Genomic DNA, 13,582 nt, shown 5'->3' on the forward strand with positions numbered 1-13,582 from the left:
CGCTGAACCCCATGAAGTCACCAGGCCGTGCCGGATTTGACACGGGAACCCCTGCGGCGGCTCCCATCAGGCTAAACTGGGCGAGTTGGGAAGCACGCCCGATCGCGGGCAAGCGTACGAGCCGCCGCCCCCGTGTTGAATCCGGCGCTCTGTCGGGCGCGTAGCCGCCGCATGTCACCGCTTCCGGCCCCTGTGCCGTCGGAATCGACTACGCCGTTTTCGACTCGTTGACCCAGGTGACGCAGGAGCCTTCAGCGGGTGGCGCGCTCATACCCGGCAGTGCGTAGAGACCGGGCACGAGCGCGTAGTCGGGTTTCCGGCTATCTCAGCAGGCACACCGCCCCGGCCGCGACGGCTACCGCTGCCAAGAGGAGCGCGCCCGGCTGGAGGCCGACAACGGCCACGAGTGCGCCCGCTACCGGCATGCTGAGGCTCTCCGTTGTGGATTCGGCCGTGGAGATCACACCCGAGACCCGGCCCAATTTCCCCGCGGGGGCGAGCCGCTGCAAGGTTGTGGCCGCGACCGCGTAGAACACGGTGCCGCAGACACCCCAGGCGAACGCACCGAGGTAGGCAACGAGAACCCACGGCGTGCCCGTGAACAGCGCCGCCGCCAGCCCGCAGCTGACCGCTCCTGCCGTCAGGAGCCACATTGGCGACCGGGTCTCCGGCACTCGGCGGCGAATGACCGGGAGCAGCAGCCCAGTCACGACCGCTCCGATCCCGGTCGCTGCCTCGAACCGTGCGAACTGGGACGACGGCTGGTGCAGCACGTGCCGTGTGTAAAGCGGCTCGATGACCAGAAACGCCCCGGACGTGAAGATCACCCCCATCCGGGCCAGCGCGATAGCGCGCAGTCCCGGCTCCCGGGCTACTGCGACGGTGCCCGCCGTGGCGGTGCGGAACCACGACAGCCCATACGCCGGACGCCTGGTGGCCATTGCCCCGGCGTTCCGCGGCTCCTCTGGCAGCGGGAGAACCGGAAGCGGGATGAGGACCAGAGCGCCCACCAGGTACATGATGGCGTCGGCGGTGAACGCGATCCGGAATCCCGCGGTGGCCATGAGGACGCTGGCCGCTAGCGGCCCTGCTACCTGCCCGATCGAGGCGGTGACGCCGAGGAGGGAGTTAGCGGCGAGCAAGTCATCGGACTCGACGATTCGTGTCGGGAGCGCACTGCTGGCGGGGCTGCACAGTGACCGGGCGGCGCCGCAGGCGAGTGCCATGATGTCCAGGGACGTCAGCGATCCCGAGACGGACATCCCCAGCGACGTGGCGGCGGAGCATGTGTAGCCGATGATCAGCATGGTCCGCGGGCCGAACCGGTCGGTTAGACCGCCGGTGAACGCGGTGAGCACTACGGGCGGACCCGACCAGCACAGAGCCGTGAGCGAGATGCCCGCCGGGGCGGCGCCGAAATGATAGGCGGCGAATCCCCACAGGACAAGGGACGCCGCCCAGCTGCAGACCCAGCCGGCCGACTGGCCGACCAAGAGGAGGGCGAAGCGCGGATCACGAAACGAAGGACGAACCGGGTGCACCGGGATACGGCGGCCACCGGAGAAAACAGGCATGAAAAAAAGACCTCCACGCGGAGCTGCGACGATCGAACGCTGCAGCCGCGGCGTCCCGCGCGCGAAGGCCCTGAAGCAACCCGTATACGCCTGCGCTCAGCCTCTCCTATGGGCTGTTGCTCCAGACTGGGCGGGTGGAAGAAGATCCAGGCTCAGGCGAATCGCGCGGATGACGCGGCGACGTGGATGGCCTTGGTAATTATCGCTGTACCTCCGTGGTCGGCTCTTACACACCGCAGTATGCGGGCGCCAGACACGCGGCGCAACTTGCGAGGCTCGACACCATCGCAGGGGGTTGGAGGCCGTCCGGCCCGCACCATGGAGCCCAGGGCACATCGAGGGCACATGACACCGCGATCAAGCACGAAACGATGAGAAACATCAAGATGACCAGCCCCGACCCCAGCGGTGACGGATTTACAGAAGGTCGGCGTTTTCGCCCTCACCCCCCTCTGACCTCGACAGACGTCGGTAGTCCATCATCCGACAGCGTCATCATCCCGCGAATATCCCGTGGGGCAGCTCTCTCTATGGTGGTCTTCGGTACGCCTACTCCGGGCGCCGATCGCGCCTTGCACCTACACGATCTGGACCTTCTTGATTCCACTGACCACCTCGGCCTGCCTCGGCCGCCGTAGGCTGCAGATCCAGAATGACGGCATAGTTCGGGCGATTGATGGTGTGGATGGGAAGACTGCTAAAGCGGGTGAAGTTGATCCCGTGGCAGGGGCTACGGCATTCATTGGGTTCTGCGACCGATGTCCCGGCCCTGCTGGCCCGGGTCGCGTGGAGCGACGAGGCGGAATCTGCCCTCGCGTTGGATGATCTACGGTTTCGGGTCTGCCGGGATGGCTGGCGGTAGAAGAGGCGACCGCAGCGGTCGTCCCGCTGCTCTGGGAACTGGCGGACGCTCAGCAAGTGCCTTGCCGTGACAATATCTTGGCGCTGATATCGGAGATCTGGAAAACCCAAGCGTGGAGCAAGGCTGCTGCCGAGACTGCTGGTCGCAGGTCTTCGGCCGGCGATGCAGCCAAGATGGAGTGGGAACTCCACGCCCATGAAGCGGTCCTTCGCGGTAGAGACGTCGCTGAGCGCCTGACGCGGGACACGGATGTCTGTGTTGCTGACGCTGCGCGCAACCTGATGACGGCTATCGACGAACGGGCCTGATTATGGTCTACCGACGTGTCCAGACCGCAGCATCCTCGCTGGACCACGCCCCATCTGCGGTCAGGCCCGCGTGGTGGTAATCAACCTGCTCTACCAGCTTGGGAATTAAATGGAGATCGGCCTTCGGCGTTGCTGACCTGGGGTGGCGACAGACCGCGAGTGACCCCTGTTCGCCCTTGCTAGTTGCACGCTAATTGCACCCCGGCGAACGCACGCACGCACGCACAGCCGAAGAACTGAAGATTCTGACCAAACCATGCTGCCCACACCGCGCAGGACCACCTCGCCAAGGCCATTCACGCCCTACAGAATCACAAGGTCTGCGCGTGATGGAAAAGGTTCAGTGTTAACTTGACTCAGAGCGCGGTTACCTCGTCGTCGGTAAAGCCGGTGGCGGCCTTGAACTCCGCCAATATGTGTTCCGGCGGAAGCGCGGACGGTATCGTAATGAGGGCGATGTCGTCGCTGCCAATCCACCAGGGCGTTACCAAGGCGACCTCGGCGCCCGACTTCAGCCGCAGCAACAGGGCCTCACGGCCAACGTCCACCTTGCTGAACCCCCGCTGCAGACGCCCTTGCACGTCGATGTACCAGAGGTGGATGCGGGCGATCGGCCGTGCACTATCGAACCGGTTCCAGTTGGCGATGTCTACATAGAGGTAAGGGGGGGCAGGCCAGGGCCGCAGGGCATCGAGACGGTTCTGGACTTTGATCAGAAATTCACGTACAGACGACTCGTCGTGGCGCAGCGGAATGTCGCCGGTCAATTGGTCGCCTGACCGCAAAGCTTCGGTGAGTGCCGTGCACTCTTCTTCCGGCGTCAGGTCGAACTGGGGACGTTTTATGATCCTTTGCGCGACACGCTCGACAGCCCCGTCGTCGAGTTGTCTCGAAAACTGAACGTTGTGCAGGATCCCGTTGATGATGGCGCGCCATAGCATTGATTATGCCATTCCTTGCTCACTGTTCAGGTCACCATGTGAAATCGATCATATCATCGTCGATCCTTACCCCCTGGCTGCGCAGGTGATCAACAACCTGCTGATTGAGTTCAGCGCTCGGCCTGTAGTGGCCACTTGAGTTGCTTATCGCATTAACCCGACCATCGGAGACCGAGAGTGTTCCCGCGCCGGCCACATCTTCACCGCCGAGGAGGCTCGAATGGTGGAACTTGCCATACTCTTCAAAGTTGGACGCGTAGATGTTGCCGTGTTCGTCCATGACAAATATAGCTCCGGGAGCATCAGGGTTCTCACCTGCTAAGCTATTGAAAGGCCTTCCCTTGCTGTCTCGCAGCAAGCCGTCCTCATCGACCGTGAGCTTGTAATCTCTGCGCTCCACATCATCGAGGTAGCGTACTTCTATCCTGTCACCCCAGGGGCCTATGATCCCGCCGGGCTGATTCTCGCCCCGGTAGCTTTCCTTCAGCTTGGTTGTTTTAAACGGAGCCTTTTCGGCTGCGTCACCCGCAGCGCGTGACGCTTTTCCGCCGAACTTCTTGAAGAAAGGCTCAGCGGCTTCGAAGAGTCCCTTCTCGATCGCATCGTACTTACCCATACGCTACTGCGTTCATAGGCATGTTGACGTACCGGCCTTACTCGAAGACGGGTGTCATCGGCGGTGACGCTCGGTACTCTGAACCGGCGACGTTGTGACGCGGAATGTGTATCAACGAAATCAGCAGCGCCCGGCTTGATAGTGGAGTCGAATACCCGACCCGACTAAGAAAACTGCAGGAGAGGGCAATGCTGTCCACATTGCCTTGGACATCTTTCGAGTAGTCATCGACTCAGTCACTCGCGTCACTCCTGCAGAACTATCATCGGACGCCATAGGGGTACGACCTCGTTCGACGAGCCGTGACACCGTTGGGTTCCCTGGCGGCGAACCATCTCCGGAGACACGCTCCCCTCCATAAGGCATTAGCAGATGGCGGGGGTCAATGGCTGATCGAGCGCACCGCTGGAGGCTCCGCCGCCCCCAGGCCCGCGAGCTGGAGCACCCGCCAGCCCCCGCGGATCAGACCTGCGGCCACCGTGTCGTCGTACTCAACGCCTCACTGGCCTACGCGACCGTCGATGCACTCCCGCAACAGATCCGCGTGGCCGCAGTGTCGGGCGTACTCCTCGATCCGGTGCACCAGCACTTCCCGGACGGCGATGGCGTCCTTCCCCGGACGCGCGCTCAGGTCTGGATACTCGGCCAGCACGGCGTCGGTGGTTGCCTGTTCACGGGCCAGGTCGGCGTATGCGGCGTCGACGACCGCCTGTTCGGCGACCGCTCCGTCGAAGTCGGCGTCGCCCTCGCCGTACAGCTTCGGTGGGGGGCCGCCAGGCAGGATCCAGCCGCGCCAGTCCCGCTCTACCTCGGCGAGGTGCCGGAGCAGGCCAAGCAGCGACATGGTCGACGGCGGGACCGACCGACGGGCCAGCTGTTCCGCGTTGAGACCCTCGCATTTCATCAGCAGGGTCAGTCTGTAGTGCGTCAGGTAGTCCTGCAGAGTCGCCAGTTCGCCTTCCGGACTGACTCCGGTGTTGTCGCGGGGATCCTCATCCGGGTTCACCCACATGTCGGGGTAGACGGTTGCCTGGCTCCACCGTTGGGGTTCGTCGCTCACTCTGGCCATGCTGGTCCCCGGGCACCCGGCCCGCCAGCGAATATCCGCGACTCGAAGTGATCCGGAGGCCTCTTCGTTCTCCTTGAGTGATCGGGACCGCTGCCTGGTCAGGTGGGTGGGTTGATGCCCCGGAAGATGTCTCCGGCCTTGAGCTGAAGATCTTGCGCACCTGCGCCGGTGAAGACGAGGCGAGCGCCGTGAGGCGGGTGTACCTCGGTCACCCTCACCTGGGGATAGCGACTGATCTCCGTCAGTGTCAGGTCGACTGCTTGGCCGCGCCGGCTCAGGCCGTGGAAGTGTGCGCCCAGCCGTGTGGTCGCCAGGCATCGCACGATGACGGCCAGGAGATCGGCATCAGTGGTGTCCACCTGCTCGATCTGGACTGCGGGGTGAAGGCCTTCCATGGGGGCCATTGTCACCCTGCCAGGTCTCGGGCTTGCCCGCGGACGCGAACAGAACGGCCGGGCTCCGCACGCGAAGCCAGGCCGTTCAGGCATCGGGCGGCGGGGCAGAGAGGGCGTCTGCCGCGACGTCGCGGAGCCTGAAGTCGCCGTGTTGCGGCGGCGCTCTCCCGGCCGCTGATCAGCTCACGGTTGACTTCAAGCGCGTCACCTTCTCGGCCGTGAACGACCGAGCTTGGAGGCCCGGTGATCACGCCTTGTCGCGCTCCCCGTCGCGGCTGGCTGTCGTGCCGGGGGCGCATCACCCCGGTTCCGGCCGGAAGGCGCGGGATCGGGGTCGGGCATGGTGACAAATGCCCACGCCGTGCGCGCCCGCTGGCGGATGTTCACGGCGGCGATGTCGTCGGCCAGGCCAGCGAGCCCGCACGCGACGCACAGGAATCGGCCCCGGGTGGGGCGGTTTTTGCGGGAGACGTGCCCGCACCACGGGTTAGGGCACGTCTGCGAGGTGTAGTGCGCGTCCACCTCCAGGAACGGCACCCCGGCCCGGCGGGCCTTGTAGTGCAGGAAGGTGCCGAGCTGGTGGAACGGCCAGGACGAGAGCGTGGCCCGCTGGTGCCGCTTGAGCCGGACCCGGTCGCGGATCCCGTCGAGTTGCTCGACGGCGATGCCGCGTCCGGTGCGTTGGGCATCGGCCACGATCTGCTTGCTGATCTTGTGGTTCTCGTTGGTGGCGTGCCGGGTCTCCCGCTGTTTGCGTTTGGCCAGCCGCCGCGCGGCCGACCTGGATCCGGCCGCCTTCTTGGCCTGCAGTTCGGCCCGCCGGCGCGCCTGCGCCCGCCGGTACCGCTTCAGCGCCTGACCCTGATGGTTATCCCCATCACTGGTGGTGGCCAGATTCTCGATCCCCCGGTCCACGCCGATCCAATCGGCCGGCTCGCGCTGCTCGGCCTCCGCGATCTCACAGGTGGCATACAGGAACCACGTGCCGTCCCGCAGGACCAGATCGGTTTCGCCCTTGCGATGCTCGGCCAAGGTCTTCAGATGGGACGGCTTGCCGGTGAAGCAGATGCCCTGCAACCGGCCCGCCGTCGTCCAGATCGACACCGTCCGGGCGTCGTATCGCCAACTGAGGCAGCGGTCGTCGAACGGGTGGGCGGCGTCCGGGCGGAACGCGATCGGCTTGGAGGTGGCCCTGCGCCGCCGCTTGGACCCTTCCGGGCCAAGCAGCCCGGCGTCGATCAGGGCGTGCAGCGCGGTGTAGGCGTCAGCGGTCTTACGGATCACATGCAACGCCGGCTGCGCGGATAACCCCGACGCCTTCAGCTCGGCATACGCAAGTTTTTGCAGCCGGGCCCGGGAGAACACCCTGTGCTCATACGCCTTGGCCGACACCCGATTCGCGGCCGCGTTACAGGCGTGCAGGGTCGCCGCCAGCGCCCTCGCCTGCTCAGGCGACGGCAGCAGCTTCAACCGCACCACCAGTTTCACAAGCCACACGCTACCCGCTTGGTCCATGTCGCCACGGTGGAAGCCGAACCCTGATATTCGTCGAGGCCGCAGCATTGTCTACAGCCTTCACGCTCATCTGGTCTTCGTCCCCAAGTATCGGCGGAACGTGTTCACCGGCGAGATCCTCACGCGGTGCGAACAGATCATGCGCCAGGTGTGTGAGGACTTCGGCGCCGAGATCGCCGAGTTCAACGGCGAGACCGACCATGTCCACCTGCTCGTGCACTACCCGCCCAAGGTCGCCCTGTCCAACCTGGTCAACTCGCTGAAGGGCGTCTCCGCCCGCCGCCTCCGCCAGGAGTCCCCCGCCCACATCCGCAAGTACCTGTGGGGCGATCACTTCTGGTCCCCGTCCTACTTCGCCGCCTCCTGCGGCGGCGCCCCACTATCGATCATCAAGGAGTACATCGACCAGCAGAAACGCCCCGACTAGCACCAGCCCCGCCCGGCGGCGCTAACGCGCCGTGACACACCGGAAGCGATTCCTCCCGGCCCTGAAGGACCGGGATTCCTCGCTAGAAGCCTGTTGAAGTATGTTCTGCTGCCTCACATGACGAGCTTCACCATCCAGGACGTGTCCCGGCGCAGTGGGCTGAGTGAGCCGACGCTGCGCTACTACGAAGATGTCGGGCTGGTCGGGCCGATCGAGCGCGACGAGAAGAGCGGGCATCGTCGTTACCGCCCCGAGGACCTCGACATCCTCGAGGCACTGTCCTGTCTGCGCGCGGTCGGGGTGGGCATCGAGGACATGCGCACGTACCTGGCCAACCGTGCACGCGGGCGGGCGGCGGCGGCCGAGCAGCGTGATCTGCTGCTGCGTCACGCGGAGCGCGTCGAGGCCGAGATCGCCGCGCAGCACGCGCGGCTCGGCTACCTGCGGGTCAAGGCGGCGATGTGGGACGCCCGCGATCGGGGTGACGCCGCCGCGGAGGCCGCGGCGGTACAGCGTCTGGTGGACGCGGTCGGTCGCTTGGAGGTGCTGCGATGAGCCCGGTTCTGGTCACCGGTGGGTCCGGCTACGTGGGAACGCAGCTGATCGCCGCGCTGCTGCGGGCGGGGAGGGCGGTGCGCACCACGGTGCGTACGACGGCCCGCGAGGCCGAGCTGCGCGCGGCGGTGCGCCGCGGCGATGCCGACGACGCCGGCCTGGAGATCGTCGCCGCGGATCTGACGGCCGACGACGGTTGGTCCGCCGCGGTGGCCGATTGTGAGGAGGTCCATCACGTCGCCTCGCCCATCCCGGTCGCCCAGCCCGAGGACCCCGACGAGCTGATCGTCCCGGCCCGCGAGGGCACGCTGCGGGTGCTGCGTGCCGCGCGCGACGCGGGCGCCCGGCGCGTCGTGCTCACCTCGTCCTTCGCCGCGGTCGGATACACGCCCAAGCCGGGCGCCGAGTTCACCGAAGACGATTGGACCGATCCCGACACGCCCGGGCTGGCGCCCTACCCGCGTTCCAAGGCGATCGCCGAGCGTGCCGCGTGGGACCTGATGGAGCGGGACGGCGGCGGCACCGAACTCGTCGTCGTCAACCCGACGGCCGTCTTCGGCCCCGCCCTCACGACCGACGTGCGTTCCTCGATGCACCTGATCAAAGCGATGCTCGACGGGACGATGAGCGTCGCGCCCCGCCGGCGCTTCGGCGTCGTCGACGTCCGCGACGTGGCCGACCTGCACATCCGTGCGATGGCCGCGCCCGAGGCCGCGGGCAGGCGCTTCCTGGCCGTCGCCGACGGCCCGACGCTCGGCTTCCTGGAGGTGGCCGAGATCCTGCGCCGGCGGCTCGGCCCGCTCGCCGCGCGCGTGCCCACGCAGGAGGCTCCAGGGGAGGACCCGCCGCGGCCGATCATCCACAACGACCGGGCCCGCGAAGAGCTCGGTTGGCGTCCCCGCCCCGCCGAAACGACGATCGCGGAGTCGGCCGAGAGCCTGCGTGCCCTCGGCCTGCTGAAGGAAGAATGACGCTCACCTGCTGAAGCAGCGGATGCCGGAAAAGGCCGGCGCCTTCGATCCGTCGGGAACGCGCCGGCTTCGATCATCCCACCACCCACTCGAGCATGCCCTCGTCGGTCGCCTGCGGCCGGGAACGTCGCAACTCGCCGCCGTTCACGATCGCGTCGGCCGCCTGTTCCGGCATCGAGGCCGTACCGGGCCACAGGGGGCCGTCGTGAACTCCCTCGTACTTGTCGTACTCCATGACGCAACCGTGCGACGGCCCATGGCGGAGGTCGACGAACAGGTGGTATCCGCAGTGGTCACTCGCGATCGGCAGCCACTCGGGCAGCCAGAGACCGATGCCGTACGGAGTACCGGCAGGCTCTCCCCGGAGCTCCGTGACGCGCGGAGAGGGCTCGGGTCCCAGGACCGACAGCATCATCTCGCGCGTACGCAGGACCTCCTCGATGGGGAGTGGGGTGTAAAGCGGCACCGGCGCCAGTCCGGGGAACGCCGAGACGCCGTTCGCGAGCCGCCACCAGGCGATCAGGTCGTCGGGCACCGGCATTCCCATCATGGCCCGAACGTCGGCGATCTCGGCCTCGGTCGCGGGAGCGTTGACCGTCGCCAAGGCGGCAGGCGCGTGCTGCCGCAGCCAGGACGTGATCCGGTTCCATGACTGATCAGGATGAAGTGCCATCGACGTATCGTGGCACCTCGCTACGCCGGTACATGCAATAGAACAGCGAGAATCCGTCGCTGAGGAAAATATTCGCCCACAGCGGCCTTACAGGGTTTGACCGGTCGAGTCCCGGATTATTAGTGTCGCTGCGCCGACTGTACTGCGAAGTGATCGAGGTGGCGGTGGGCAGACGAGAAGCGCCGGTACCGGATGGGCCTCTTCGAGAATTCGCAGAGGGCCTTCGCGAATTGCGCGCCCAGGCGCCCGGGACTCCCACGTATCGGGTGCTGGCACGTCGGGCACATTACGCTCCGTCGGTCCTCTCGGTCGCCGCGGCCGGATATCGCCTGCCGACGTGGGACGTCACCGCCGCCTTCGTGACGGCGTGCGGCGGAGACGTCGACGAGTGGCGGGAGCGCTGGACGAGCCTGCACACCCTGCTGCAGACCGCCCACCCGGACATGATCACCGACGCCGGCCCGCCCGCGGCGGACACCGCCGGTCCGGAGGTGTCGCACGACGAGGCTCAGGGTCCGCGGACGACGCAGGACGAGACGGGGGATCCACGGACGCCGGAGGACGAACTTCCCGCGTCGGTGCTGCCGTTGGCTCGTTCGGACCCGGCGAAGGTCGGGCCCTTCCGGCTGCTGGGGCGCCTGGGCGGAGGCGCGATGGGCCAGGTCTACCTGGGCGAGTCCAAGTCCGGACGCCCGGTCGCGGTCAAGGTCGTACGCCCCCACCTCGCCGAGGACCCGCACTTCCGGCGACGGTTCGTGGCGGAGATCGCCGCCGTGCGCCGGGTCGACAGCCCGTACACACCGGCCGTCATCGATGCCGCGCCGGAGGCGGACCCGCCCTGGATGGCCACCGCGTACATCCCGGGCCCTTCGCTCGGCGAGGTCGTCGGCTTCGAGGGGCCACTGCCACCGGCGACGGTGCTCAGGCTGGCGGCGGGCATCGCCGAGGCGCTGGAGCAGATCCACGCCGCCGGCATCCTCCACCGGGATCTCAAACCGGCGAACGTGCTCCTGGAGCCCACCGGTCCCAAGGTCATCGACTTCGGGGTGGCGCAGGCCGCCGACGGCACGCGGATGACGCAGACCGGCGCGCAGGTGGGCACGATCCCCTTCATGGCCCCCGAGCAGGCCGACGGCCGCCCATACACGGCCGCCTCCGACGTCTTCTCCCTCGGCTCCGTGCTCGCCTACGCCGCCACCGGGGTGCTGCCCTTCGGCGACGGCACGACCGGCGAGGTGCTGTACCGCATCATCCACACCGAGCCCGATCCGGCCGCCCTCGACTGCCACGACGACCGGCTGCGCGCTCTCATCACCCGGTGCCTGGACAAGGAGCCCGGACGCCGTCCGACCCCCGAACAGATCATCGACGCCTGCTCCGGTCAGCGGCTCCGCATGGACTGGTTGCCGGCGTCCGTCGACGCTTGGGCCAAGCGTTCCATCGACGACATCGCCGCCCTGCTCGGAAAGGCGGCCGGTCGCCGCGCCGCGTCCGTACGCCTCCGGCTGGGCGCCGCGCTGCTCGTCGTCGTGGCCGCGACCGCCGCCGTCACGGCGACCTTCACCGGCGGGTCCGGATCCGGCCACCGGGCGGGCGGCGGGCACCGCAGTACGCCGGTGGCGTCGCCGCGGGCCTGGACCGCGGCCTCCGGCCCGTCCTGCTCGACGGGCGACGCGGTCGCGATGGACACCAGCGGCTCGTGGACGCCCCTGGCCGGCACCGGGACCGGCGGCTGCGGGAACGCGCTGATCCACCGAACGACCGACAGTAGTGACGGGGCCAACTGGGTCTTCCATCCCGGAGTCGGCAAGACCTGCGTGTTCCGGGTCGACATTCCGAATTCCAGCGTCGTCGACGCGAGCATCGTCACCTATCAGGCGTGGGACACGATCCCCGGTAAGCACACCGACGGGCATCGCATCGGCGGCAATGTGCGGGCGAACCAATCGGCCAATCGCGGCAAGGCGCTAACGGTCACGTTCGGGCCCACCAAAAACGGCGTGATCGACCTGCAGATCTACGACGACTACCCCGAGCACCGGACGGAGGTCGCCGGCACGGTGACGGCGACCTGCCGCTGACCCGACGGCTCCGCTCCGGCATCACGGGCGTACGGTTTTGATCGATTGATCGCGTCTGCCTTCGGTGCCACGGCGCCTTCTTCCCGCCCGGCGTCCTGCACCCCTCGCTCGGGCCGAGCCGGCTCATCCCCCTCGACGGCTTCCACGCCGCCGCCGGCGACATCGGCGCGCGCATCGCCGTCGGCGCGCCCGCCGCCCCGGACCGGAGCATTCCATCCGTGGCGGAGACCGCGGATCAGGAACCCTCATCCGAGGCCACCGGCGGCGCGGACCCCCGCGACCACTGAGCCAGGGTCGCGTCGATGATCTGGGTGTCGGTGGGAGGAGGACCGGTCGTGTCCCACCAGCGGATGGCGCTGATCTCCCGGTTCGGGACGAAGTCCCGATGGAGCTCTTCGGTACGGACGGTGTAGAGGGCGGCGTATTCGCGGCGCGGCGGTGCGGTGAGCCGGAACCGCGCGTACCCGGCGAGGGTGAGGGAGGTCAGGTGCAGGCCGCTCTCCTCACGCAGTTCCCGTACGGCCGCCTGGAGGGGTGTTTCTCCGGGGTCGATTCCCCCGCCCGGCAGTTCCCACTGCCGCCGGAAGCGGTCGAAGACCAGGAGCACTCGCGGGCCGCACCAGACCGCGACCAGCGCCGCGGGCATCGGCGCGTCGTCGGGTACGCCGGCGACCCGCGCGGCGGGCAGGAACGCGGTCAGCGCGTTCCCCGTCCTCTCATCCAGGGCCAGGGCTCGGTCCATGCGTTCCATGGTGCGCGTCTCCCGGCCCGCACCGGGAGATCACGGCGGTTCAACGCTTTGGATCTTCGTGATCGCCACCGTGCATGGAGCGGGCATGGCGAGGGTGGAGGCGGTCGTTAGGCTGAGCCGGCATGGAGGATCTCGGGCGTCAGGTCGCCTACTGGGACGGGGTCGGGGCCACCAAGACGTTCACGCACCCGGTGGATCTCGGCTGGCTGGCAGGGGTGAGCCGGGACGCGCGGGTCCTGGACTACGGCTGTGGGTATGGCCGCGTCATGGCCGAGCTGAGCGAGCACGGCTTCACCGACGTGTCCGGCGTGGACCTGTCCCCCGCTCTCATCGCGCGCGGCCGCCGGTCACGGCCGGACCTGCGCTTCGCGGTGCTGGAGGCGCCGCCGGCGCTGGGGTACCCGTCGGCGGGCTTCGACCTCGTCCTGTTGTTCGCGGTGCTCACGTGCGTTCCGGACGACGGCGCTCAGCGGGCGCTCGTCGCCGAGCTGAGCCGCGTCCTGGCGCCCGGCGGGCTGCTCTATGTCAGCGACGTGCTCCTGCAGGACGACCAGCGGAACCGGGACCGCTATGCCGCCTACGCGCGGCGCTTCGACGCGCCGTACGGGGTGTTCGCCACCGGTGACGGCGCGGTGTGCCGGCATCACGACCTCGCCGGGCTGCGCGCCCTGCTGTCGGATTTCGAACCGGTGGACGAACGCCGGATCGACGTCACCACGATGAACGGCAACCGGTCGCGGGGAGTGCAGTTCCTGAGCCGTAAACGGTGACGCGAGGACGGGGGGCGGCCGGCGGGGGAATCGGCTCGAGCGATGCGACATATACGACATGAATCGCATTGCGG

Annotated in this window: 13 protein-coding genes; 5 read left to right on the plus strand and 8 right to left on the minus strand. The window is 67.7% G+C overall.

The window, feature by feature from the left end; all coding sequences use genetic code 11:
• Positions 1–320: 320 nt before the first annotated feature.
• The 6 genes from ABD978_RS17595 to ABD978_RS17620 form a co-directional block, all read right to left on the minus strand.
• Positions 321–1,574: an MFS transporter gene (locus tag ABD978_RS17595; RefSeq protein WP_345354887.1), complete on the minus strand. Its 1,254-nt coding sequence runs from the start codon at positions 1,572–1,574 to the stop codon at positions 321–323.
• Positions 1,575–3,100: 1,526 nt separating this feature from the next.
• Entirely contained in the window at positions 3,101–3,685 is a 585-nt protein-coding gene (locus ABD978_RS17600; protein ID WP_345354889.1) for a hypothetical protein, read from the minus strand.
• A 31-nt stretch (positions 3,686–3,716) separates the two neighbouring features.
• A complete protein-coding gene (locus ABD978_RS17605) occupies positions 3,717–4,301 on the minus strand; it encodes a hypothetical protein (RefSeq protein ID WP_345354891.1) in 585 nt (194 codons plus the stop codon).
• 499 nt (positions 4,302–4,800) lie between these two features.
• Entirely contained in the window at positions 4,801–5,361 is a 561-nt protein-coding gene (locus ABD978_RS17610) for a DinB family protein (protein ID WP_345354893.1), read from the minus strand.
• Between the two features lie 107 nt (positions 5,362–5,468).
• Positions 5,469–5,765, minus strand: coding sequence for a hypothetical protein (locus tag ABD978_RS17615; RefSeq protein ID WP_345354895.1), 297 nt, complete (start codon positions 5,763–5,765; stop codon positions 5,469–5,471).
• Between the two features lie 204 nt (positions 5,766–5,969).
• Positions 5,970–7,253, minus strand: coding sequence for an RNA-guided endonuclease InsQ/TnpB family protein (locus tag ABD978_RS17620; RefSeq protein ID WP_345354897.1), 1,284 nt, complete (start codon positions 7,251–7,253; stop codon positions 5,970–5,972).
• Positions 7,254–7,278: 25 nt separating this feature from the next.
• On the opposite strand from ABD978_RS17620, the gene tnpA reads away from it, so the two are divergent.
• The 3 genes from tnpA (at position 7,279) to ABD978_RS17635 (ending at position 9,233) form a co-directional block, all read left to right on the plus strand.
• On the plus strand, positions 7,279–7,707 hold the full coding sequence (tnpA, locus tag ABD978_RS17625) for an IS200/IS605 family transposase (protein WP_345354899.1): 429 nt from the start codon (positions 7,279–7,281) through the stop codon (positions 7,705–7,707).
• Between the two features lie 117 nt (positions 7,708–7,824).
• Complete coding sequence (locus ABD978_RS17630; RefSeq protein ID WP_345354901.1) at positions 7,825–8,262, plus strand: MerR family transcriptional regulator; 438 nt, start codon at positions 7,825–7,827, stop codon at positions 8,260–8,262.
• Positions 8,259–9,233 (plus strand): NAD-dependent epimerase/dehydratase family protein, encoded by a 975-nt coding sequence (locus ABD978_RS17635; protein WP_345354903.1) that lies wholly within the window; start codon positions 8,259–8,261, stop codon positions 9,231–9,233. Before ABD978_RS17630 ends, ABD978_RS17635 begins: the two co-directional genes overlap by 4 nt.
• Before the next feature lie 73 nt (positions 9,234–9,306).
• Here ABD978_RS17635 and ABD978_RS17640 read toward each other — a convergent pair whose 3' ends face one another.
• On the minus strand, positions 9,307–9,906 hold the full coding sequence (locus ABD978_RS17640; RefSeq protein ID WP_345354905.1) for an SMI1/KNR4 family protein: 600 nt from the start codon (positions 9,904–9,906) through the stop codon (positions 9,307–9,309).
• A 266-nt stretch (positions 9,907–10,172) separates the two neighbouring features.
• Here ABD978_RS17640 and ABD978_RS17645 point away from each other — a divergent pair, with 266 nt between their 5' ends.
• Positions 10,173–11,987: a serine/threonine-protein kinase gene (locus ABD978_RS17645; protein WP_345354907.1), complete on the plus strand. Its 1,815-nt coding sequence runs from the start codon at positions 10,173–10,175 to the stop codon at positions 11,985–11,987.
• A gap of 235 nt (positions 11,988–12,222) precedes the next feature.
• Here the strand turns inward: ABD978_RS17645 and ABD978_RS17650 are convergent, their stop codons facing one another.
• Positions 12,223–12,729: an NUDIX hydrolase gene (locus ABD978_RS17650; RefSeq protein ID WP_345354910.1), complete on the minus strand. Its 507-nt coding sequence runs from the start codon at positions 12,727–12,729 to the stop codon at positions 12,223–12,225.
• Positions 12,730–12,860: 131 nt separating this feature from the next.
• Between ABD978_RS17650 and ABD978_RS17655 the strand changes: the two genes are divergently transcribed.
• Positions 12,861–13,508 (plus strand): class I SAM-dependent methyltransferase, encoded by a 648-nt coding sequence (locus ABD978_RS17655; protein WP_345354912.1) that lies wholly within the window; start codon positions 12,861–12,863, stop codon positions 13,506–13,508.
• Positions 13,509–13,582 lie beyond the last annotated feature (74 nt).

Origin of the sequence: Actinoallomurus liliacearum (genome assembly GCF_039542035.1) — a bacterium.
Taxonomy (GTDB): domain Bacteria; phylum Actinomycetota; class Actinomycetes; order Streptosporangiales; family Streptosporangiaceae; genus Actinoallomurus; species Actinoallomurus liliacearum.